Origin of the sequence: Streptomyces sp. AA1529 (assembly GCF_000280905.1) — a bacterium.
Lineage (GTDB): Bacteria > Actinomycetota > Actinomycetes > Streptomycetales > Streptomycetaceae > Streptomyces.
Genome location: NZ_ALAP01000009.1, coordinates 78,026 through 99,157 on the forward strand (window position 1 = coordinate 78,026; position 21,132 = coordinate 99,157).

18 protein-coding genes and 3 pseudogenes are annotated in these 21,132 nt (G+C 72.3%); 12 read left to right on the plus strand and 9 right to left on the minus strand.

All coding sequences use genetic code 11. The features are described from left to right. Positions 1 to 41: 41 nt before the first annotated feature. Entirely contained in the window at positions 42 to 980 is a 939-nt protein-coding gene (locus tag A949_RS0101660; RefSeq protein ID WP_019354269.1) for an oxygenase MpaB family protein, read from the plus strand. On the opposite strand, the gene A949_RS0101665 is transcribed toward A949_RS0101660, so the two are convergent. Continuing rightward, entirely contained in the window at positions 962 to 2,371 is a 1,410-nt protein-coding gene (locus tag A949_RS0101665) for an MFS transporter (RefSeq protein WP_078565303.1), read from the minus strand. The two genes, A949_RS0101660 and A949_RS0101665, sit on opposite strands and share 19 nt — an antisense overlap. 103 nt (positions 2,372 to 2,474) lie before the next feature. On the opposite strand from A949_RS0101665, the gene A949_RS0101670 reads away from it, so the two are divergent. Next, on the plus strand, positions 2,475 to 3,443 hold the full coding sequence (locus A949_RS0101670; protein ID WP_019354271.1) for a LysR family transcriptional regulator: 969 nt from the start codon (positions 2,475 to 2,477) through the stop codon (positions 3,441 to 3,443). A 49-nt stretch (positions 3,444 to 3,492) separates the two neighbouring features. Here A949_RS0101670 and A949_RS0101675 read toward each other — a convergent pair whose 3' ends face one another. After that, on the minus strand, positions 3,493 to 4,248 hold the full coding sequence (locus tag A949_RS0101675) for an SDR family NAD(P)-dependent oxidoreductase (protein WP_026004249.1): 756 nt from the start codon (positions 4,246 to 4,248) through the stop codon (positions 3,493 to 3,495). A gap of 219 nt (positions 4,249 to 4,467) precedes the next feature. Here A949_RS0101675 and A949_RS0101680 point away from each other — a divergent pair, with 219 nt between their 5' ends. From A949_RS0101680 to A949_RS37900, 3 genes are all read left to right on the plus strand, one after another. Then, a complete protein-coding gene (locus A949_RS0101680; RefSeq protein ID WP_019354273.1) occupies positions 4,468 to 5,115 on the plus strand; it encodes a TetR/AcrR family transcriptional regulator in 648 nt (215 codons plus the stop codon). Between the two features lie 276 nt (positions 5,116 to 5,391). Next, a complete protein-coding gene (gene putP, locus A949_RS32100; protein ID WP_037705767.1) occupies positions 5,392 to 8,973 on the plus strand; it encodes a sodium/proline symporter PutP in 3,582 nt (1,193 codons plus the stop codon). A gap of 170 nt (positions 8,974 to 9,143) precedes the next feature. Continuing rightward, on the plus strand, positions 9,144 to 10,490 hold the full coding sequence (locus tag A949_RS37900) for a hypothetical protein (protein WP_158687523.1): 1,347 nt from the start codon (positions 9,144 to 9,146) through the stop codon (positions 10,488 to 10,490). 43 nt (positions 10,491 to 10,533) lie between these two features. Here the strand turns inward: A949_RS37900 and A949_RS0101700 are convergent, their stop codons facing one another. Both A949_RS0101700 and A949_RS32105 read right to left on the minus strand, forming a co-directional pair. Next, positions 10,534 to 11,079, minus strand: coding sequence for a flavoprotein (locus A949_RS0101700; RefSeq protein ID WP_026004250.1), 546 nt, complete (start codon positions 11,077 to 11,079; stop codon positions 10,534 to 10,536). A gap of 177 nt (positions 11,080 to 11,256) precedes the next feature. Next, positions 11,257 to 11,841, minus strand: a pseudogene (locus A949_RS32105) (RNA 2'-phosphotransferase). A gap of 353 nt (positions 11,842 to 12,194) precedes the next feature. Between A949_RS32105 and A949_RS0101710 the strand changes: the two are divergent. Beyond that, positions 12,195 to 12,716 (plus strand): hypothetical protein, encoded by a 522-nt coding sequence (locus tag A949_RS0101710; RefSeq protein WP_019354278.1) that lies wholly within the window; start codon positions 12,195 to 12,197, stop codon positions 12,714 to 12,716. 6 nt (positions 12,717 to 12,722) lie between these two features. On the opposite strand, the pseudogene A949_RS32110 reads toward A949_RS0101710, so the two are convergent. Continuing rightward, positions 12,723 to 13,402, minus strand: a pseudogene (locus A949_RS32110) (NADPH-dependent F420 reductase). A 73-nt stretch (positions 13,403 to 13,475) separates the two neighbouring features. Here A949_RS32110 and A949_RS0101720 point away from each other — a divergent pair. Both A949_RS0101720 and A949_RS36025 read left to right on the plus strand, forming a co-directional pair. Next, positions 13,476 to 13,856 carry a winged helix-turn-helix transcriptional regulator gene (locus A949_RS0101720; RefSeq protein WP_026004251.1) on the plus strand — a complete coding sequence of 127 codons (381 nt, stop codon included), beginning with the start codon at positions 13,476 to 13,478 and terminating at the stop codon, positions 13,854 to 13,856. Positions 13,857 to 13,920: 64 nt separating this feature from the next. Next, positions 13,921 to 14,181: pseudogene (locus A949_RS36025) on the plus strand (ISAzo13-like element transposase-related protein); the annotation flags it as partial. Between the two features lie 387 nt (positions 14,182 to 14,568). Here A949_RS36025 and A949_RS0101725 read toward each other — a convergent pair. After that, a complete protein-coding gene (locus tag A949_RS0101725; RefSeq protein ID WP_019354281.1) occupies positions 14,569 to 14,838 on the minus strand; it encodes a DUF397 domain-containing protein in 270 nt (89 codons plus the stop codon). Then, on the minus strand, positions 14,835 to 15,656 hold the full coding sequence (locus tag A949_RS0101730; RefSeq protein WP_019354282.1) for a helix-turn-helix domain-containing protein: 822 nt from the start codon (positions 15,654 to 15,656) through the stop codon (positions 14,835 to 14,837). Before A949_RS0101730 ends, A949_RS0101725 begins: the two co-directional genes overlap by 4 nt. Before the next feature lie 112 nt (positions 15,657 to 15,768). On the opposite strand from A949_RS0101730, the gene A949_RS0101735 reads away from it, so the two are divergent. Continuing rightward, a complete protein-coding gene (locus tag A949_RS0101735; RefSeq protein WP_019354283.1) occupies positions 15,769 to 16,194 on the plus strand; it encodes an ATP-binding protein in 426 nt (141 codons plus the stop codon). Between the two features lie 39 nt (positions 16,195 to 16,233). Here A949_RS0101735 and A949_RS0101740 read toward each other — a convergent pair whose 3' ends face one another. Both A949_RS0101740 and A949_RS0101745 read right to left on the minus strand, forming a co-directional pair. After that, a complete protein-coding gene (locus tag A949_RS0101740; RefSeq protein ID WP_019354284.1) occupies positions 16,234 to 17,157 on the minus strand; it encodes an RNA polymerase sigma-70 factor in 924 nt (307 codons plus the stop codon). Between the two features lie 148 nt (positions 17,158 to 17,305). Further along, positions 17,306 to 17,779, minus strand: a complete 474-nt coding sequence (locus A949_RS0101745; protein WP_019354285.1) for a carboxymuconolactone decarboxylase family protein — start codon at positions 17,777 to 17,779, stop codon at positions 17,306 to 17,308. Between the two features lie 190 nt (positions 17,780 to 17,969). On the opposite strand from A949_RS0101745, the gene A949_RS0101750 reads away from it, so the two are divergent. From A949_RS0101750 to A949_RS0101760, 3 genes are all read left to right on the plus strand, one after another. Then, a complete protein-coding gene (locus A949_RS0101750) occupies positions 17,970 to 18,389 on the plus strand; it encodes a hypothetical protein (RefSeq protein WP_158687524.1) in 420 nt (139 codons plus the stop codon). A 144-nt stretch (positions 18,390 to 18,533) separates the two neighbouring features. Then, the gene (locus A949_RS32115) at positions 18,534 to 19,685 is read left to right on the plus strand and encodes a PLP-dependent cysteine synthase family protein (RefSeq protein WP_019354287.1); all 1,152 of its coding nucleotides are present in this window, start codon (positions 18,534 to 18,536) and stop codon (positions 19,683 to 19,685) included. Then, positions 19,682 to 20,944, plus strand: coding sequence for an MFS transporter (locus tag A949_RS0101760; RefSeq protein ID WP_019354288.1), 1,263 nt, complete (start codon positions 19,682 to 19,684; stop codon positions 20,942 to 20,944). The genes A949_RS32115 and A949_RS0101760 overlap by 4 nt, the downstream gene beginning before the upstream one ends. Positions 20,945 to 21,132 lie beyond the last annotated feature (188 nt).

The following is a 21,132-nucleotide window of genomic DNA, read 5'->3' on the forward strand; positions in this document are numbered from 1 at the left end:
CCTTGCCCCGGTGCACAGCAGGCCCGCGGAAGGAGTGCCGCATGGTCGCCCGCAGCGCAGAACCGGCTCCGGAGCCCCTGGGCCCCTCGTCGCTGACCTGGAAGTACTTCGGGGACTGGCGCGGAGTGCTGCTGGCCCCGTGGGCCGGAGCGATGCAGAACATGCACCCGCAGCTCGGCGCGGGGGTGGCCGAGCACTCCCGGTTCTTCGAGGAGCGCTGGCAGCGGTTGTTCCGTTCGTTGTACCCCATCGGGGGCGTGGTCTACGACGGGCCGCGTGCGGCGGCGACGGCCCGGCAGGTGCGCGGCTACCACCGCACCGTCAAGGGCACCGACGGCGCCGGCCGCCCGTATCACGCGCTCGACCCCGACACCTTCTACTGGGCGCACGCCACTTTCTTCGTCCTCACGCTGCTGGTCGCCGACCGGCTCGGTCCGGGCCTGACGGAGGCGGAGAAGCGGCAGCTGTTCGACGAGCATGTGCAGTGGTGGCGGCTGTACGGCATGAGCATGCGTCCCGTACCGCCCGACTGGGAGGCGTTCCAGGCGTACTGGACGCGGATGGCCGAGGAGGTGCTGGAGGACAACCGGCCCACCCGCGATGTGCTGGATCTGCGGATGCTCGCGAAACCGCCCGCGCTGCGGCTGCTGCCGGACACGGTGTGGCGCCTGGTGCGGGGCCCGCAGGCGCGCGCCACGGTGTGGTTCACCGTCGGGCTCTTCCCGCCCGCGGTCCGCCACCGGCTGGGCTACCGGTGGACCGACCGCGACGAGCGGCGGCTGCGCAGGATCGGGCGGCTCGTGCACCACGGCTGGAAGCTGGTTCCGCCCTCGCGCCGCTACCACCCCAGGGCGCGGGCGGGCTGGGAGCGGGAACGGGGCCGCGGGCCCGGCACCGCGCCGCCGGTGGAGACGCCGGCCCGCAACCTGCCGCCGCCCCAGCAGCGCGGCCTGCCCCAGCACTACGTTCCCCCGGTGTGAGCGGTCACCCGGGTGCGGCGAGCGGACACGGCCGGCAGGGTGGCGAGCGCCGTCGCCGCTGCCGCCGCCAGCAGGGGGATGCCGTAGGCCCAACCGGCGGAGCCGAGTGATTCCGCGGCCCGGCCCCCGGCGGCCGAGCCGGCGGCGATCCCGCCGAGCAGCGCGGTGACGGCGAGCGTCATGCCCTCGTTGAGCCGCCCGGCGGGTGTGAGCCGCTGGATCAGTGCCATGCCGGTGACCATCGTCGGCGCGGTCGCCAGGCCTGCCACCAGGAGCGCCCCGGCCACCACCGGGAGCGGGGCGGTCAGCGCGGCGAGCAGCGGCAGGACCGCGAGTGCGGCCATGGCGGCGGTGCAGCCGGCCAGCCGCCGCCGGTGGGAGCGGGCGGGTGGCAGGGTGCCGAACGCGAGCCCGGCGACGGCGGATCCGGCCGCCTGGCAGGCGAGGACGGCGCCGCCCGCCGCCCGGTGCCCCTGCCCGTCCGCATAGGCGAGGGTGACCACCTCCAGCGCGCCGAACACGGCCCCGGTGGCGGCGAAGACGAGCAGCAGCGCCGGTATCCCGGGCTGCCGCAGCGGTGCGGATCCGGCCCGGTTCGGCACCCGGGCGGGCGGGGGTTCCGTCGAGCGCCGGCCGAGGAAGAGCAGGGTGCCGGTGAGCAGCAGCCCGCAGCCGGCCAGGGTTCCGGCCTCGGGGAAGAGCGCGGTGCACAGGAAGGTGGCGAGGACCGGTCCGAGCATGAAGCACAGCTCGTCGGCGGCCTGTTCGAACGAGTTGGCGGTGTGCCGGGCCGCCGGGTCGCGGCGCAGCAGATGCGCCCAGCGGGCGCGGGCCATGCCGCCGGTGTTGGGGGTGGTGGCGGTGGCGGCGTACGCGGCGAACAGTGTCCAGACCGGAGCGCGGGTGTGGACGCACACCACCAGGGCCAGCCAGCCGAGCAGCGCGAGCAGCGTCGCCGGCAGGGCGGCCCGGGACTGCCCGTGGCGGTCGACGGCCCGTGCCACGAGCGGTCCGGCCAGCGCGGTCGCGGCCAGGCCGGTCGCGGTGACGCTCCCGGCGAGCGCGTATGAGCCGTACGCGTCCGCGATCATCCACACGGCGCTGACGGTGAACATGCCCATGGGCAGCCGGGCGAGGAGTCCGCCGAGCGTGCAGCCGACGGCGCCGGGGCGGGCGAACAGCCGGGCGTACGGGCCCGCCGGGCGCGGAGCCGGGCCGGAGGGAGCCGGGTCGCCGACCGGTGCCGGGTCGCCGGAGCGAGCCGGGCCGCCGGACGGTACCGCGGAGGGCGTGATCACCAGGGTGGCGCCGTGGACGGCGTACCGCGGCCGGGCCGGAAGCGGAGGTCGACGGGAGAGGCGGGGGAGGCGGGGGACGTGGGGGAGGGGCATGCGTCCAGCGTTGCGGCGGACGCCCGGAACGGTCCAACACCTGTGGGCGGCCCTTTCACGCAGCTGTGTTGTGGATCGGGGGCCGCCCGCCTACCGTCTCCTGGTGTCCGACGACCTCTCTCCGCGCCGGCTGCGGGCGTTCGTGGCCGTTGCCGAGGAGCTGCACTTCACCCGTGCCGCGGCCCGGCTGTATGTGGCCCAGCAGGCGCTCAGCCGCGACATCCGGGCGCTGGAGCGCGAGTTGGGTGCCGTGCTGTTCGTGCGCAGCACCCGGCAGGTCGCGCTCACCGCGGAGGGGGAGCGGCTGCTGCCGTACGCGCGCCGGACCCTGGCCGCCCACGACGAACTGGCCGCCGCCTTCGCGGGGGACGGCGGGCGGGGCGGTCGGCCGCTGGCCGTCGATGTGGCGGCTCCGGTCTCCACCGGGCAGCGGGTGCTGGAGGCGGCACGCGAGGCGGCCCCGGCCGTCGAGTTCGTCGCCCGCTACCACAGCGGGCTGACCGCGGCCGCCGCCGATCTCCTCGCGGGCCGGCTCGATGTCTCCTTCGGCCGCGTCGCCGGCCTGCCGCCCGAGATCCTGTCCGGCCTGGAGCACGCCCTGGTGCGCTACGAGCGGACGGCCGTGCTGCTGCCGGAACGGCACCGGCTCGCCGGGCGGGCCGAGGTGCCGCTGGCGGAGCTGGCCGGCGAGACGCTGTACGCCGGTGCCGGGAACGACGGCACCGCCGAGTGGACCTCCTACGCGCGCGCCCTGTTCGCGGAGCGGGGCATCCGACTGGCCGCGCCCTTCCCGAAGATCGAGGGGGAGCGGGAGTTCGCCCGGGTGGTGCGGGCGAAGGGCTGGTCGGTGCTGGCGACATCGGTCTTCGTCGGGGTCGAGGGCATGGTCCTGCGACCGCTGACCGCTCCGGTGCCGCTCTCCCCGGTGTCCATGGTCTGGCGCCGCGGACTGCGGCACCCCGGCCTGACCGCGCTGCGGAAGGCGGCACGCGGGGAGGCGGCGGCCGGGGACTGGCTGCGGCGTCCTCCGGACGGCTGGCTGCCGGACCAGGACGCGGCCCTCCACCGCTGACCGTTCCCCCGCGCCGAGCGGCGGCCGGGGCCCGACTGCCCGCGGCGGGTCAGGCGTTGGCGCCCGCGTCCACCGTGAACACCGAGCCGGTGACACCCGCGGCTTCCGGACCGGCCAGGTGGGCCACCATGGCGGCGACGCCTTCGGGGGTTCCGTAGCGGCCGAGCGCGGTCAGGGCGCGCTGTTCGTCGGCGCGGGAACCGTCCGCCGGGTTCATCTCGGTGTCGGTGGAGCCGGGCTGGATCAGGTTGGCGGTGATGTCACGGGCTCCCAGATCGCGGGCCAGCCCGCGGGTCAGGCCGCCGAGCGCGGACTTGGAGGCGGCGTAGAGCGTGATGCCGGGCCGCGGCACGCGCTCGGCCAGGTTGCTGCCGATCGTCACGACGCGCCCTCCGGACGTCATGTGCGCGGCGGCGGCCCGGGCGGCGAGCAGCGCCGCGCGCACATGGATCGCCAGCGTGCGGTCGATCTCCTCCGGGGTGAGGTCCTCCAGCGGGCCGTTCGGGAAGATGCCCGCGTTGTTGACGAGGATGTCCAGGCGGCCGAACTCCTGCACCGTGCGGTGCACGGCTGTCACCGGGTCGGTCGCCGACGCGCTGTCGGCCCGGACGGCGAGGGCCCGGCGTCCGGAGGCGCGGAGGTCCGCGGCGACCTCGGCCGCCCGTCCTTTCGCGTCGACGTAGGTCAGCGCGACGTCCGCGCCGTCCGCCGCGAGGCGCCGGGCGACGGCCGCGCCTATGCCCCTGCTCCCGCCGGTCACCAGTGCTGCTCTGCCGCTGAGGGGGAGTGTCGACGCAGACGTCATGGCTGTCCTCGTTCCGATGCGCTGGGTGGAGTCGTGCGCTCACCTCTTCTGTAGTGAGCGTTACATAATTAAGCGACGAGTATCCTCGGTCGTCAAGACCTTTCGGTATCGAGCGCTAAACAAGGCGGCCGGTGCCACCGCGACCGGCGGTCGGCGGCGCACCACGGCAGGACGACAGCGGCAGGACAGCGGCAGGACAACGGCAAGAAGGAGGCCGGGATGGCCACACGCGGACGGCCGCGCGCCTTCGACCGGGACGCCGCTCTCGAACGGGCGATGCACGTCTTCTGGGAGCGCGGGTACGAAGCGACCACGATGGCCGACCTCACCGCGGCCATGGGTATCCGGCCGCCGAGCCTCTACGCCGCGTTCGGCTCCAAGGAGGGCCTCTTCCGTGCGGCGGTCGCGCTCTACGGCCGCACCGAGGGCGCCGTCACCCGCCGGGCGCTGTCCGAGGCGTCCACGGCCCGCGAGGGAGTCCGGCAGGCGCTGCGCGGCAACGCCTGCGCGTACACCGCCGCCGGCAAGCCCCCCGGGTGCATGATCGTCCTCGCCGCCACCAACTGCACCCCCGAGAACGACGGTGTCCGCGCGCTGCTGGCCGAGGATCGCCGCGCGATGGAGGGCCGGATCCGGGAGCGGATGGACCGCGGGGTCGCCGAGGGCGATCTCCCGGCCGGGGCCGACACCCGGGCACTGGCCGCCTTCTACGCGACCGTCCTGTTCGGCCTCTCGGTCCAGGCCAGGGACGGAGTCCCCCGCCAGGACCTGCTCGGCGCCGTGGAAGCCGCCATGGCCGTCTGGGGCACCCTGGCGGCCACCGACGGGCCACCCGGTCCGGCGCCGGACCGGGAGAGCACTCCGTGACCGGGCCGCGGCCGTCCGGACGCAGCCGCACCACGCCGCACCGCGCCGGACGGAGGCGTGCCGCGCCACGCCGCACCGGAGCCGTGCCGCGCCGGATGAAGTCGGGCCGCACCGTGCACGGAGCCGTGCCGCCCCGACCCCGGCCCGGGCCGACACGCAGGCACCGACGCGAACTCCGGCAAAGGCCCCCGTTCGGTACATTGAGACGCCAGTGCGTGACCTGCCGGGCGTGCCGACGGCCGCCTCCGAGCTCATGAACCTCGCAGGCGAGGCAACGTGTTCCATCTGAGTGCGCCGATCGTGACCGTGTTCCTCGGCTACGTGGTCGCCGTGCTCGCCATCGGTGTCCGCGCCTACACCCGCACCCGCACCTTCGCCGACTTCGCCCTCGGCGGCCGCAGACTGAGCGCCTACGTCGCCGCGCTGTCCGCCGGGGCCAGTGACATGTCCGGCTGGCTGTTCCTCGCCCTGCCCGGCGCGGTCTACGCGGGCGGTCTCGGCGCCGCCTGGATCGCTGCCGGTCTGGCGGTCGGCACCTACCTCAACTGGCTGTTCGTCGCGCCCCGGCTGCGCACCTACACCGAGCGCGCCGAGAACGCGGTCAGCCTCTCGGCGTATCTGGAGGAGCGGTTCGAGGACCGCACCCGGACGCTGCGGATGGTCTCGGCCGCGGTCACCCTGGTGTTCTTCACCGTCTACGTCGCCAGCGGCCTGGTGGCCGGCGGGCTGCTGTCCAAGTACGTCTTCGACATCCGCTTCGGCCTCGGGGTGACCCTGACCGCCCTGGTGATCGCCATCTACTCCTGCCTCGGCGGGTTCCTCGCCGTGAGCCTGACGCATGTGATGCAGGGTCTGCTGATGCTCTGCGCCCTGATCGTGCTCCCGGCGGTCGGTGTCGCGGCCGTCGGCGGGTTCGGCGCGCTGGGCTCCACCCTCGGCGACAAGAAGGCGGGCCTGCTCGACATGGGGTCCGACGTCCACTACGCGGACGGCCAGTGGTCGGCGGGCGGCGGGCTCGGCGCCGTCGCGATCGTCTCGCTGCTCGCCTGGGGCCTCGGATACTTCGGCCAGCCGCACATCCTGGCCCGCTTCATGGGCATCCGCAGCATCCGCGCGGTGCCGGCGGCCCGCCGCATCGGCACCGGCTGGGTCGTCCTCGTGCTCGGCGGCGCCACCCTCGTCGGTCTGGTGGGCATCGCCGAACTCGACACGCCGCTCTCCTCCCCGGACACGGTGTTCATCGTGCTGAGCCGCACGCTGCTCGACCCCTGGGTCGCCGGGCTGATGCTGGTCGCCGTGCTGGCCGCCGTGATGTCGACCGCGGACAGCCAGCTCCTCGTGTCGTCCGTGGCCCTGACGGAGGACTTCTACCGCGCGTTCCTCAACCGGCGTGCCTCGGACAAGGTGCTGGTGCGGGTCGGCCGCGCCGCGGTCGGTGTGGTGATCCTCGCGGCCTTCGCGATCGCGCTCCGCGGGGACGGACTGCTGAGCATCGTCGCCTACGCCTGGGCGGGCTTCGGGGCCGCCTTCGGCCCCGTCGTCCTCCTCTCGCTGTACTGGCCGCGGATGACCTGGGCGGGGGCCATGGCCGGGATCGTGTCGGGTGCCGCCACGGTGCTGCTGTGGAAGCGGATCAACCCCCTGCTCGGGCCGCTGGAGTCGGGCCTCTACGAGATGGTCCCGGGCGTGCTCGTCGCCACCTGTGCCGCACTGCTGTTCGGCAGGTTCGTCGGCCGGCCGCCCAGGCGCGCCTTCTGGCGGATGCCCGGCGGCGGGATGAGCCAGCTGATGCTCAGCCCGTTCCTCAACCACGCGCCGGTCGGCATCGCCGTGCTGGACTCGGACCTGCGCTACGTCTGGGTGAACGAGGCCCTGGACCGCCTCGTCCCGCTGCAGCGGCGGTTGGGCCGGCAGATCGCCGAAGTGCTGCCCGGGCCCACGGCGGAGGCGTTCGAGGCCACGATGCGCTCCGTCCTGGAGACCGGGGAGCCGGTCATGGACCACGAGTTCCGCGGCCCGCACTACCCGGACCCGTACCGCGAACGCGCGTTCTCCGCCTCGATCTTCGTGATGACGGACCGCCAGGGCCGGCACGTGGGGGTCTGGTACATGCTGATCGACGTCACCGAGCGCTGGCAGGCCCAGGAGCGGCTGGCCCTGCTGAACGAGGCCGCAGCGCGCATCGGCAGCACGCTGGACGTGACCCGCACGGCCCAGGAACTGGCCGACGAGGCCGTACCGGCCCTCGCCGACTTCGTCGCCGTCGACGTGCTGGACTCGGTCATGAAGGGCGAGGAACCGGCACCGGGACCGGTCGGCATGACACCCGTGCTGCGCCGCGCGGGACAGCAGTCGGTGCGCGAGGGCGCCCCGGAGGCGACCCGCGCCGTGGGCGAAGTGGTCCAGCGTGCCCCGTCCTCGCCCGTGACCCGCTGCCTGCTGGAGAGCAGAACCCTGGTGGACCGGACCCTGGACCCCGCCACCAGCCCCTGGGTCACCGAGGACGAGTCGCTCGGCGCCTCCATCCGGGCGTTCGGCTTCCGCTCGGTGGTGGTGATCCCGGTGCGGGCGCGCGGCGTCACCCTCGGCGTGGCGACGTTCGCCCGGCCCGCACACCGGGACCCCTTCGAGGCGGACGACGTGCGCCTCGCCGAGGAGATCGTCGCCCACGCCGCGGTGTGCGTCGACAACGCGCGCCGCTTCACCCGCGAGCGCACCGCGGCACGTTCCATGCAGCGGTCCCTGTTGCCGCAGGAGCTGACGGCGGGGAACGCGCTGACCGTGGCGTCCTGGTACCTCCCGGCGGACGTCCCCAGCGGCGTGGGCGGTGACTGGTTCGACGTCATCCCGCTCTCCGGGGCCCGGGTCGCCCTGGTCATCGGGGACGTGGTCGGGCACGGCATCAACGCGGCGGCGACGATGGGCCGGCTGCGGACCGCGGTGCGCACCCTCGCCAACCTGGACCTCCCCCCGGACGAACTCCTCGCCCACCTGGACGACCTGGTCATCGGCCTCATGGGGGCGCACAGCAGCGAGGAGCCGTCCTCGGCCGAGGACGAGACCGCGGGCACCGCGTTCCTCGGGGCCACCTGCCTGTTCGCCGTCTACGACCCGGTCAGCAGGCGGTGCACACTCGCCCGGGCCGGCCACCTCCCACCCGTGATCGTCGGCCCGGACGGCGGCGTCGACATCGTGGAACTGCCCGTCGGACCGCCCCTCGGCCTCGGATACCTCCCCTTCGAGTCCGCCGAACGGGAGCTGCCCGAGGGCAGCCTCCTCGCCCTCTACACCGACGGCCTCATCGAGACCTACGACCGGGACATCGATGTCGGGCTCGCTCGGCTGAGCGAAGCCCTCGCCGAGCCCGGACCCACCCTGGAGACGATCGGCCGCAACGCCCTGGACGCCCTGCTCACCGGTCCCCCCGTCGACGACGCCGCGCTGCTGCTGGCCCGGACCCGGGTCCTGCCCGCGGACCGCGTCGTCTCCTGGGACCTGCCCAGCGACCCGGCCGCCGTCGGGCGCGCCCGCGCCGCGGCCGGGGAGCAGCTGGCGGAGTGGGGCCTGGACGAACTGGCCTTCACCACCGAACTCGTCGTCAGCGAACTGGTCACCAACGCCATCCGCCACGCCACCGGCCCGGTCTGCCTCCGCCTGATCCTGGACCGCGGCCTGATCTGCGAGGTCTCCGACGCCAGCAGCACCTCCCCGCGGCTGCGCCACGCCCGCACCACCGACGAGGGCGGCCGGGGCCTGCTGCTGGTGGCCCAGCTCGCCCAACGCTGGGGCACCCGCCACACGGCGACCGGCAAGATCATCTGGGCGGAGCAGCCCGTCCCCGGCCCTGTGGAGATGTAGCCGTCGCACGCCATCCACGCGACCTTGGTGTGCAGACCGGTACGAGTATCCCTCTTCGTGGATGACCGGGCTCTTCCCACGGGGCGATGCCGCCGAGCTGGGCGGCGGCTGGTAGCTTCGGCAAACCGGTGACGGGACTCGGGGGGCGACTGGTGAAAGTCCCGAACAGGGTGCGCAAGATCAGCAATGTTGTGCTGTGTCTGACTGCCGTGGCCGGGATTTGGTGGGGTGGTCCGCTGCTGTTGCAGACCTGGACCGCCCGACAGCAGATCAACGAGGCATGTGGGGGACTGGTGCCGGCTGTGCCGGTGCTTGCGCTTTCCCCGGCGGGCGGCACCATTTCGCACCGGCAATCCGACAGCGGGACGATCCAACTCGAGGCCGACCTGCCGCAGCACTGCGAGCTCTTCAGTACCGAGGCCGGAGAGAAGCACGGTACCTCCTCAGGCGAGCGGTGGTTCTTCACCGGCGCGGTCGGCGCACTGCCCTCGAAGACGCCCGTGACGCCTGAGGACTCTCAGGACCGGCTCCTGGATCCCTATGGTGACCCCACCTACCCCCCAGAGCCGCTCGGGGGCGGCATAGTGGGGACGGTCTCGGACTCCGGAGTCACCGTGGAGCTCCCCTGCTCCGACGGCAGGGCGAACGGCAAGCCGGTCAAGAAGCTGTGGGCGCGGGCCTCACTGACCGAGCCCGGTCGGCCGTTCTCCGAGAAGGGCCAGCTGTTCTCCAGCGATCGCAACGCGCTGGCAGACATCGCCGTGCGGACCCTCAACAATCTCGCCGAGCATGCCGGCTGCACTGATCGGCTGCCCGACGCTCCCACGGACATACCCGCCCTCACGGCCGGGCCTGAAGGGGCTGCTCACGCGAACGGGACATGTGAGTGGTACCGCAAGAAGGACTTTGCGGGTGACGAGAAGCTCCCTGACCAGGTGTTGGAGAGCCGCACAGACAACCGGCTGTGGGACGAGCGCTGCGGCCTGGTGCTCGGCGAGGAGCGCGCGCACAGGCTCTGGGAGTCAGTAGCGGCAGACCGACGTCACAGCACCGTTCATCCACCGTCCTCGATCGGCGAGTGGTACGTCTCTCTGCACACCTATGCAGGAGAGGGGGCGGAAAACGTCCAACTCGACTCGATCGGCTACGACGAGCCCCCCCGTCGAGCCGGAGCCCGGCACGGCGGGCCGCGGGGACGAATCGATGTGGTGGGCTTCTTCCGTCTGCGCGGGAAAGCCCCAGATCCATACGATGACCGTCTCCTACGGTTACGACAAGGTGATACCGCCCGAACGGGCGGAGAAGCTCTTCCGTGCGTACGTTACGGATGTCGCGAGCCGCCGCAGCTGCACGGACACGCAATTCCCCGCCTCCTCGGCCTTCCACACCGACTAGCGCCGCATCGGCACGATCGGTCAACGTTGGGGGCACGCGTAGAAAATGTTGCTGTCCGCGCAGGACATGACGGTCGCGGTCTGCTCGTGTCAGTGCCCGCTGCAATTTCCCGGGTGCACTGATCGGTCGTGCCATGTGGGCTGCGGGTGCCGCAACGTGCTCGCGTCAGTAGAACCTGAGTTCCCGCTCCGCCGCGGCCAGTGCCCCCTCCCACGGGTACGCGGCCGGGTTCCCCTCATCCGGCGGGTGCGGCTTGTAGCCCTTGCGACGGCGCAGCATCTTCACCCCATCCCACCGCAACTGCTCCAGCGCACGCCGCACCGAGCGCTGCCTGTCCGTCTCGGAATGCCAGTACGGCATCGCCAGCACGGGCCTGCTCCGGCAGGACGCCTCGGCCGTGGCCGCGAGCGCCGGGTCGGGCGTGATACCCGCCGCCCAGGCGCAGGCGTCCGCTGCGGACAGCGGCGTCACGAGCACGACATCCGCCGACGGCAGTGGCTCGGACCGCCAGGGGGCGTCGTACCGGTGGCGGACCGGGTGGCCGGTCAGCTCCTCCAGCTCGGGCAGTTCCGCCTCCATCCATCGGGCGGCGGTCGGTGTGAGGAGCAGGTGCACGTCCCAGCCCCATTTCCGCCGCGCCGACCGGACGGCGGAGCCGATGTACTGGACGGGGGCGGCGGCACTCGCGCAGAGATGGAGAACAGTAGACACGGGACCAGTCCACACGCCAGGCAAAGGGTCCCGCAAACGCGGCAGTTGGCCGGAGCGGTGCCTGGTGGTGTGGGGCCGGGCGGAGCCTCACGTCACCCCCGCCGGTGCAAGGACGTCACCGCGCGCCCGGCCGGTCCAGCGCTGCCCGGCTCTCCGCGTCCGCCGCCCGGCAGATCATCACTTGCTGAGCGGTGTCTGGAGGGGTCGGTTCTGGCCGGGGAGCACCAGGTGGCGGGCGGGTACGGCGTCGGTGAGCCAGACACCGTTCTCGCTCCCGTGGAAGACGTGCCCCTGCTCGTGCATCCGCCCCGCGGTCGCCGTCAGGACGACTGCCCGGCCCCGACGCGCACCCACCCGCGCCGCCGTCTCCCGGTCCGCGGAGAGGTGGACGGCGTGCCGCGCCATAGGACGCAGCCCCTCGGCGCGGATCGCGGCCAGGAACCGGGGCACCGTCCCGTGGAACAGCACCGCGGGCGGGCGGTGCCAGCGGCGGCAGGCCCAGGTCGACGGCGACCGTGTGGCCCTGGTTGGCGCGGATGCAGGTGCCGTCCGGAGACAGCGCGTAGCGCTCCTTGTCGCTGGTCGCCACCACCTCTTCGAGTTCCGTTCGGGAGAGAGGGAGTCCGTGTGCCGCCGCGGCGGCCGGCAACTCGTCGACACCGGCCCAGCCGTGCGCGTCGAGGTCGAGCCCGATCCGGCCGGGTAGTGGCGCAGATGGCGCGCCAGGTACTTGGATACGCGGACCTTCCGCTTCTCGTTCATAGACGAACAAGCATGGCGCGGGCGCGGCATCGGCCGCAGCCGGTTATTCGTCAATTACGAACCGATGATGGCCTGCACCCTGAACGCGGCGGGTCTGACGGCTGGACGCACCCGGGGCGGCGTCCAGCCGCCCGCTGGTGAAAACAGGCTTCTCGGCGGCGAGGCCGCATCCCGAGCCGCCACGCCATCGGATGACGCGGCTCGGCTGGACGGGTGACAGCGGCTGCCGCAAGCCGCTACCGGACGGGCCGACGTTCCAAGATCAGTCCGCCGTCGTCTCCGGCGGCTCTGCTCTCAACCGTGTCCATGCCGTGCGAGCGGGTCGACCACAGCTGTCCGAGGAGTCTCACCCCATGCGTTCACGTGTCATCGCCGTCACGGCCGCCGCGCTCGCGGCCACTGCGGCACTCGCACAACCCGCCCACGCCGCCCCGCTCGTCGACGGGGTCTACCGGTTCGCGGCTCTCGCGGACGGCAAGTGTCTGGTCTGGCCCAAGACACACGGGAGTATCGGCGTGGTGTCGCTGGGCGCCTGCACGGACACCCCGTCCACGTCGGCGAACTGGCAGGTGCTGCGCCGCCCCGACGGAATGATGGAAGTCTCCCCGTCGGGCTCGAACCCGCGCACCTGCCTGAGGGTGACGCCGGAGCACAGCGTGTCGGTCCACAGCTGCGGTGACAAGTATGGCGAGTGGACCGTCTCCTACGGCTCCGCCGGGCCCGGCAGCGTGGTGTGGGCCGACATCGAGCACACGCCCGGCGACTTCTCCGGCTCGTACGGAAAGATCGTGGACAGTCCCGACGTGACCGGTCGCATCGTGGTGCGGCGGGCCCCCATCGAACCGCACTACTGGGCATTGCAACCGGCTGACTGACAACTCCTAACGGAAAGCCCCCGTGCCATCTTCCGTTTCCTGATGGCTCGGTCCGGCCGAATAGGCCAGCGGAGGCGCGATTGCTTGCGCATCCGCCCCCTCACCGACCCACAGGGCGATGAGTAGCGCGGCGGTCGCTTCCAGGAGTCCCGCACGCTCGAGACCGCCGCCGGCCACGGGGTCACAGCCCACATCCCGCACCAACTCGCGTACACGCGCGAGGGCCCTCTCGTCGTCCCCGCAGACCGGCACGGCCAGTGGCCGCCCGTCGAAGATGGGCGGCCGCATACGCCACACGTCCTCATGGCAGAGGTTGAAAGCTTTGACCACGTGGGCTTTCGGTGCCACCGCGGCAAGTCGCTGTGCGGCTGAGGGGCCTCCTTCTGTCAGCAGCCGGAAGCCCGGGCCGACCGGATTGGAGCAGTCCAGCAGCACCTTGCCCTCCAGGGCCACGTGCAGGTCCCGTACTACGTCCGCTCCCGCACCGAAGGGCAGCGCGGCCAACACCACCTCACCGAATTCGGCCGCGGCTCGCAGACCGGCGGGCTTCACGCGGCTTCCCATGCCCGTCGCGAGCCGCTCCGCCCTGCGTCCCGGCCCCCGATGGTCACTTGGTGCCCGGCCCGCACCCAGTGGGCGGCGAGCGCGTCGGCCATGTTGCCCGTTCCCAGCACGCCGATTCTCATCACAGGTTTCCTCTCCGTGCCTGCTTCGCCATTCACACCGACGTTAGAAGGCGGTTCGGGCACCATTTGGTACGTGACGACCGACGCCTTCCTCGCCGACTGCCGGGCCCGCCTCGCCTTCGACCTGCTCTCCAACACATGGAACCCCGTCGTGCTCTGGGCACTGCGCGATGGCCCCAGGCGCCCGGTCGACCTACGGGAGCGGATCGGGGGCATCAGCTCCAAGGTCCTCACCGAGACTTTGCGCCGGCTGCAGTTCAACGGACTCGTCGACCGGCTGGCAGGCCCCGACGCGCCATCACGGGTCACGTACCAGCTCACCGCTCTGGGCCGGACCTTGTTGGCGCCCATCGACGCCATCGGCGCCTGGGCCTTCGAGTACGGCGACGAAGTTATGGCCGCCCAGAAAGCAGCATGCATTCCTGAATCGCAGTCGCCTCCTTCAACTTGCTAGACGAGTCAACAGCGTGAGCACAGGCGTCGCCGGCAGATGAGTGCACATCCCGGGGTGAGGAAGGCTTCGTGACCACGACGTCGTCGTGAGCAGCATCGCGGCGACCACTACCCGCACCGGGCTGAAAGTCCACGCCGAATTCGACCCGGGCACCTACGACACCGGCATCAAGGTCACCGACTGCGTCATCGACGCCCTGCCCATGCACCGGCACCGCTTCCGCGGCGACCGGAACTACACCCTCCACCCCCAGCAGGGCCGTTCACCAAGTCCAGCCCCTCCTGGCCGAGCAGGGCTACACCAACCCGCCCTCGACAGCCAGGTTCCGCACGCCCGCCGACGTCACCGCGTTCCTCGCGGGCAGCATCTCCACGCAGATCGAACCGGCACGTTGATGCTCTGCGAGCCCTTAGGAGTCGTCCGGCCGGATCGCAGGCTCGGACGCCCGCATGCCGCCCTCCCCGGTCGCTCCGTCTCCCGTTGGCGGCCCGGCGGAGCGGGTGGACCTGTGGCAGGCCCGAGCAACTGCACACTCCTCGCGTGCGTCAGGTGCTCGCGCCCGGCGTCCTCCAGCGGGACGGACGGCATGATCTGGACAGCCACCCCGGGGATGTCCGAGCACCGATGTGAGTGCTGCGGTTGTCCACGCCTGGCTAGGTGCCTCCGAGTCGGGCTGGAGCAGCGAGCACGGCGCGGCCTCGGCCGCAGTCGGCTATTCGCCGATGGCGTATGCCGTGAACGAGGTCCAAGTGGCAGGGGAGAGGGTGAGGGAGGGGCCTGCGGGGTTCTTGGAGTCCCGCACGTGGACGCGAGCCTCGGGGCAGGTGGCTACCTCGACGCAGGCGGCCTCGTCGCCGGCGCTGTAGCTGGACTTGTGCCAGTCGAACGCGACCTCCAGGCAGGCGCCGCCCTCACTGCCGCTGTAGCTGGACTTGAACCAGTTCAGGCTGTCGGTGCCGGGTGTGCACTGTGCTTCGCTCATGCCTCTCCTAGCAGCCGGTCCAACAGGCTCCGGGAGTCCTCCACATTGAGAGCCTGGGTTCGCAGCATCGCATATTTTCGGGCGAGGATGCTGACCTCGCTCGCTTCTGAGACGAGCATGCTGCCGCGCTGAGTCTCCATGTATCCCAAGTGTTCGTGGTCCGGGGTTTCCAACACCACGAACGGGCCGTCAAGCGCCGCATGCTTCTCACGCCCGAGGGGCATCACCTGGAGTGCGAGGCCCGGCATGTCCGCGTCCTCCCGGAGGCGGCGGAGCTGGTCCCGTCGCACGCTGCCGCCGCCGAGCCGGTCCAGCAGGACCGCTTCGGAGACGACGAAGCTGGCGGAGGGTGGGACTTTCCGCTGGAAGACCGCCTGCCGTGCTGTCCGGCCGGCGACCTGGACCTCCACCTCGTCCGCCTCCAGCGGCGGCTCCTTGCTCCGGAACACCGCACGGGCGTAGTCCTCGGTCTGAAGAAGCCCGGGGAGTACCTGGTTCTCGAACCAGTCGATCGCGACGGCCTCCTGCTCCCGGTCGATGAACTCTTCCGCCCACAGCGGGTACTTGTCCATGTCCGGCAGGTGGACGACGGCGATGGCCAGGGAGCCCTTCGTGCCGAGGGTCTCGTCCAATTGTTCGGCCAGGTCGGATTTGAGGACGCGGCGGCCCTGCTCGATGGAGGCGATGGAATCGACGTCCATACACACCAGGTCGGCGAGGGCCTGCTGGGTGAAGTGGGCGGCGCGGCGGTAGTTGGCGAGGAGCTGTCCGACCAACTTCAGGGCGGACGCGTTCTTCTGGCGCTTCTTCGGTGGCATGACCGTGTCTCTCCCCCAACCGGCCGGGAACCGACCGGAGTGGAACTCGTACAACTCAGCTGTACGAGTGGAACCGGTGTTGAGGTTAACCGGCCGACGCGACGGTTTTCCCATGAACTGGGAGACTCATCTGCCGCATTTCCGGGAACACTTCTACCGCCGGGAGCGCCGCTCCGTCCCTCGGGCCAGGGCGTTCGTGCGGCGGGCGCTGGAGGACTGGGGTGCTGCGGCGCGCAGTGACGACGTGCTGCTGTGCGTCAGTGAAATCGCCACGAACGCACTGCTGCACGGTGTTCCACCGGGACGCGGATTCCGGGTGATGCTTTGGCTGGAGTCTGACGGACAGTTGCGAATTGAGGTGCACGACAGCGGAGAGGGAACTCCCGCGCTCTCGTCCGCCACCGACGACGCCGAGACCGGCCGCGGGCTGCTTCTCGTCGAAACACTGGCGGACAAGTGGGGAGTGGGGGCGCGCAATCCGGGAAAGGTCGTCTGGGCGGAATTCGTCGACTGCCGCCCTTCGGGGACGCGAGGCTGAGAACGGTCCGGGCGGTTCCGGCCCGCGCCGGCCTCGGCGTCACCCCGTCCGCCGACGGGCCTGCTTCACCTCGCGGTCGACGGCCCAGGCGTCGGCGACCGGCCCGAGGTGACCGAGCTTGTCGGGATTGATCACTGTGCGAACGGTCCGGATCTGTCCGTCGAGTACGTCGAGGGCCATGATGTGGAGCACCTTGCCGTCCCGGTCGCGGAAGATCGCGCCGGGCTGTCCGTTGATCTCCTGCGGCTCGAACGTCACGTCGACCCGGGCCATCAGGGGGAAGACGGAAGCGAGCAGCCGGGCCGCGTTCTCGGTGCCGCTGACGGCCTTGGCGAGCTGCGGGGCCTTGCCGCCGCCGTCTCCGACGAGCTGGACGTCGGCGGCCAGCAGCTTCCGCAGCCCGGCCATGTCACCGTCCTTCAGCGCGTCGAAGAACCGCGTCGCCAGCTCCTGCCGCTCCCGCCGGTCCGCCTCGAACCGCGGCCGCCCGTCCCGCATGTGCCGCCGGGCCCGCACCAGCAGCTGCCGGCACGCCGCCTCCGACCGTCCCACCGCCGCGGCGACCTCGTCGAACCCGAAGCCGAACACCTCCCGCAGGACGAACACCGACCGCTCCAGCGGGCTGAGCCGCTCCAGGAGCAGCAGGGCGGCCATCGACACCGAGTCGGCCAGCTCCGCCGAACGTGCCGGATCCTGGTACGGGTCGCTGAGCAGCGGCTCGGGGAACCAGGGGCCCGCGTACTCCTCCCGCCGCACCCGCGCGGAACGCAGCACATCGATCGAGATCCGCGTCACCGCGGTCGTCAGAAACGCCTTGGCCGACGCGATCCGGGCCGTCGTGGCGTCGAAGCGCAGCCAGGTCTCCTGCACCGCGTCCTCGGCCTCGCCCACGCTGCCCAGGATCCGGTAGGCGATCGAGAACAGCAGCGGCCGCAGCTCCTCGAACTCCTCGACCTTGTGCATGGCGATGTCCTCCTCGTGCCTTCCCGCCTTCCGTGTCCGCCGGCCCGGACATCCTCGGTGCTCGCCCGGACCACCGACGGTCACGCCCACGCCGCCGCGCCCGGTTCCGGAGCCCGCCACCGGGCCCCGGGCCGGTCGTCGGCGCCGTTCAGCGGAACTGCCCCGGCTCGTAGCCGCCGGCCGGCTGCCGGGTGATGATGTTCAGCCGGTTCACGGCGTTCATGAAGGAGACCAGGACCACGAGAGCGGTGAGCTGCTCCTCGTCGTAGTGCTCGGCGGCTCGTGTCCACACCTCGTCACCGACGCCCGTGGCCGCGTCCGCGACCCGGGTCCCCTCCTCCGCCAGTTCCAGCGCGGCACGCTCGGCCTCCGTGAAGACGGTGGCCTCCCGCCACGCCGCGACCAGGTTCAGCCGCACCGGGGTCTCTCCGGCGGCAGCGGCCTCCTTGGTGTGCACGTCGATGCAGGCGGCGCAGCCGTTGATCTGGCTCACGCGCAGCGCCACCAGCTCCTGCGCCGCGGCCGGCAGGGGCGATTCCTTCAGCGTCCTGCCCGCCGACATGAAGTACTTCAGGGCCTTGCCGGCGGTCGGGTCGGCGAAGTAGTCCAGCCGTGTGTCCATGGTGTGCTCCTCTGCGGTCCTCCGTGGCTACACCCCCTGGGACGAGAGGGCCCGGCCCCCTGTGACACGGCCGCGTGTGACCCGCGTCGCACCGCCGTCGGCGCCCTGGTTCCCCTGTGCGAGGTGGCGTCGGAGTGTTCGGGCGACACTGACGAGCACTTTATGCAGTGTCTCGACTACTTTGTGCCACGTGTCGGTGGGGATGACGCCTGGGAAGCTGCGGGGTCCGGTGCGGGCCGCGGTGCTGTTCGCCGTGGTGCTGCTCGGGGTCCTGCATGCCCTGGGCTGTGCGCACGGGGCCCAGTCGGCGACGGGTGCGCGGGTGGACTCCTTCTCCGCGACGGCGGGCGCTTCCCCGCAGGGCCGGACCGGTGCTCCCGCGCTGCGGTCCGCCGACGAGCATCGCCATGGTTCGGCGGAGTGTTCGGGGGTGGACGAGCCCGGGGTGGTGAGTCAGGGCTCGCCCGTGCCCGGACCGCAGGACGAGCCCGCGACGGCGCCGGGGGCCGCCGTACCGGTCGCGGGGCCGGCGACGGGCCGGGCCGACCGGCCACGTGCGGGGCCGCGGGGTGAACGGCTGCGCGCGATGTTGGGGGTGCGGCGGACCTGAGCGGCCCGACGCCGCACGGTCCGGGGGCGGCCGGCACTCGTTGCCGCTGCCGGTGGCCGGTGCGGGCGTCGCCGAGCCACGCAAAGGTTCCGCGTCCGACCAGCGCGTCCGCCGCAAGGGGCGGTCGCGCGAGGAGTAGTGCACATGAAAACGCTCGACGCTCCGGTGTCTCCGTCTCCCTCGGCCCGCTTGCTCACCCCTCCCGCGCTCGCGGCGCTCACTCCGGCCGGTCTGGTCGGAGGTACGCCGGTGCTGTGGGTCGGGGAGCCCTTCTGTGCCGTGGGGCGCGGGTTCTGGGCCAAGCTGGAGGGCCACAATCCCGGTGGCATCAAGGACCGCACCGCGCTGTTCATGGTGGGCCGTGCCCGCGAGCGCGGCGAACTGGCGCCGGGCGCGCCGGTCATCGAGTCCTCCTCCGGCACGCTGGGGCTCGGGTTGGCGCTCGCCGGGCTCACCCACGGCCACCCGGTGGCCGTGGTCACCGATCCGGGAATGGAGCCGCTGATGCGGGGGCTGCTGACCGCCTACGGCGCCCAGGTGCATCTGGTGGACCGGCCGCATCCGGACGGCGGGTGGCAGCAGACCCGCCGCGAGAAGGTCGAGGAGCTGCTGGCCCGGCATCCCGGCGCGTGGTGCCCGGACCAGTACCACAACCCGGACAACGTGGACGCCTATGGCCCGCTGGCCCATGAGCTGGTCGCCCAACTCGGCCGGATCGACGTGCTGGTGGCCGGCGTGGGCACCGGCGGGCACTCCGCCGGGATCGGCCGGGCGCTGCGCGGATACTTCCCGCACCTGCGGGTGGTGGGGGTGGACGCGGTCGGCTCGACGGTCTTCGGCCAGCCGGCCGCGCCGCGGCTGATGCGGGGGCTGGGCTCCAGCATCTACCCGCGCAACGTGGACTACGCACTCTTTGACGAGGTCCACTGGGTCGCGCCGGGAGAGGCGGTGTGGGCGGCCCGGAAGCTGGCCGGGGCGAGTTACGCCAGCGGCGGGTGGAGTGTGGGCGCGGTCGCCCTGACCGCTCGCCACCTGGCCGCCTCGCTGCCTGCCGAGACACGCGTCGTCGCGGTCTTCCCCGACGGGCCGCAGCGCTACATCGGCACGGTCTACGACGACGCATGGTGCCGAAGCCATCGGCTGCTCGGTCATGAGCCGGCGTCCGTGCCGCGGGAGATCGCCTGCCCGACGCAGGAGACGGTGACCTCCTGGACGTGCTGTCGCACGGTGGAGGACCCGCTCGCCGCCCCGCCCCGGGAGACGGCCGGCCATGTCGCGGCGGAGGCGGTCCGATGAGGTCCCTGTGGCGCACGACGTGCTCGTTCCCGCCCGCCGCCCGGCTGTTGATGGCCAACCAGTTCGCCATCAACCTCGCGTTCTACATGCTCATGCCCTACCTGGCGATGCATCTCTCCGGTGACCTGGGCCTGGCCGCATGGACGGTCGGGCTGGTGCTGGGCGTGCGGAACCTCTCGCAGCAGGGGATGTTCCTGATCGGCGGCAGCATCGCCGACCGGCTCGGCTGCAAGGCGCCGATCATGGCCGGATGTCTGCTGCGGACCGGCGGATTCGCGCTGCTGGGATGGGTGGATTCGCTCCCCGCCCTGATCGCCGCCTCGGCGGCGACCGGCCTTGCCGGGGCGCTGTTCAACCCGGCGGTACGGGCCTGTCTGGCGGCGGAGGCCGGCGAGCGGAGAGTGGAGGCGTTCGCCGCGTTCAACGTCCACTACCAGGGCGGGATGCTGCTGGGTCCACCCGCCGGACTGGCCCTGCTGGCGGCCGACTTCCGGGCGGTGTGCACGGTCGCCTCCCTCATCTTCGCCGCCCTCTCGCTGCTCCAGTGGCGGGCACTGCCCGACCGCCGCCCCGCGGCAGATGCGAGCCCGAACAGGGGAGTGCTGGGGCAGTGGCGGCAGGTGGTGGCCAACCGGCCGTTCCTGCTGTTCGCGCTGGCGATGATCGGCTCCTCCGTGCTGACCTTCCAGATCTACCTCGCCCTGCCCATGGCCGCGGACGCGGCCCTGGGCGCCGAGGGCGGGAAAGCCACCAGCGGCCTGTTCGTCCTCTCCGCCGCCGTGGCCGCGGCCGGGCAGTTGCGGCTCACCGGCTGGGCCAGGAAGCGCTGGAGCACCTCGCAGGCCATGGTGCGCGGGTTGGCCACCATGGGACTGGCCTTCCTCCCCCTCGCTCTGGCCCCCGGCGTGGACGGACCGTTCGCCACCGCGACGCAACTGGCCGCCCTGGCCGTGGCGGTGGTGCTGCTGGCGGCCGGCAGCGCGGTGGTCTACCCGCTGGAGATGGACACCGTCGTCTCGCTGTCCGGCAACACGCTGGTCGCCACGCACTACGGGCTCTACAACACCGTGGCCGGTCTCGGTATCACGCTGGGAAACCTCGCCACCGGAGCCCTGTGGGACTTCGCCACCGCCAACGACGCGCTCTGGCTCACCTGGACGGTCCTGGCCCTGACGGGTCTGGGCTGCGCGGGCGCGGTGGCCGGCCTGGCCCGCACCGGCCGCCTGCCCGCACCGGGCCTGCAACCGGCGCGCGCGTAGCAACGGCCCCGTCCGGGCACTCCGGAGAGTGCCCGGACGGGCTCGTCCTCCCTCTCGGCCGCATCCGGTTGCCGCCGGTCACAGCACTGCTGTCGGTACTGACAACGGTCACCGGTGCAGCCTTTGCCCTCCGGCGACCGAGTGGGCTTCACTACCCGTGCCGGTGCCCCGCTGCCCCACCGGAAGGC

Excerpts from the sequence above, each read along its gene's own strand:
- A949_RS0101675 (WP_026004249.1), bottom strand. The coding sequence starts at position 4,248 with ATGACGTCTGCGTCGACACTCCCCCTCAGCGGCAGAGCAGCACTGGTG.
- A949_RS0101760 (WP_019354288.1), top strand. The coding sequence starts at position 19,682 with ATGAGGTCCCTGTGGCGCACGACGTGCTCGTTCCCGCCCGCCGCCCGG.
- A949_RS0101735 (WP_019354283.1), top strand. The coding sequence starts at position 15,769 with ATGAACTGGGAGACTCATCTGCCGCATTTCCGGGAACACTTCTACCGC.
- A949_RS0101730 (WP_019354282.1), bottom strand. The coding sequence starts at position 15,656 with ATGCCACCGAAGAAGCGCCAGAAGAACGCGTCCGCCCTGAAGTTGGTC.
- A949_RS0101710 (WP_019354278.1), top strand. The coding sequence starts at position 12,195 with ATGCGTTCACGTGTCATCGCCGTCACGGCCGCCGCGCTCGCGGCCACT.
- A949_RS0101740 (WP_019354284.1), bottom strand. The coding sequence starts at position 17,157 with ATGCACAAGGTCGAGGAGTTCGAGGAGCTGCGGCCGCTGCTGTTCTCG.
- A949_RS32115 (WP_019354287.1), top strand. The coding sequence starts at position 18,534 with ATGAAAACGCTCGACGCTCCGGTGTCTCCGTCTCCCTCGGCCCGCTTG.
- A949_RS0101665 (WP_078565303.1), bottom strand. The coding sequence starts at position 2,371 with ATGCCCCTCCCCCACGTCCCCCGCCTCCCCCGCCTCTCCCGTCGACCT.
- A949_RS0101680 (WP_019354273.1), top strand. The coding sequence starts at position 4,468 with ATGGCCACACGCGGACGGCCGCGCGCCTTCGACCGGGACGCCGCTCTC.
- A949_RS0101745 (WP_019354285.1), bottom strand. The coding sequence starts at position 17,779 with ATGGACACACGGCTGGACTACTTCGCCGACCCGACCGCCGGCAAGGCC.
- A949_RS0101660 (WP_019354269.1), top strand. The coding sequence starts at position 42 with ATGGTCGCCCGCAGCGCAGAACCGGCTCCGGAGCCCCTGGGCCCCTCG.
- A949_RS0101725 (WP_019354281.1), bottom strand. The coding sequence starts at position 14,838 with ATGAGCGAAGCACAGTGCACACCCGGCACCGACAGCCTGAACTGGTTC.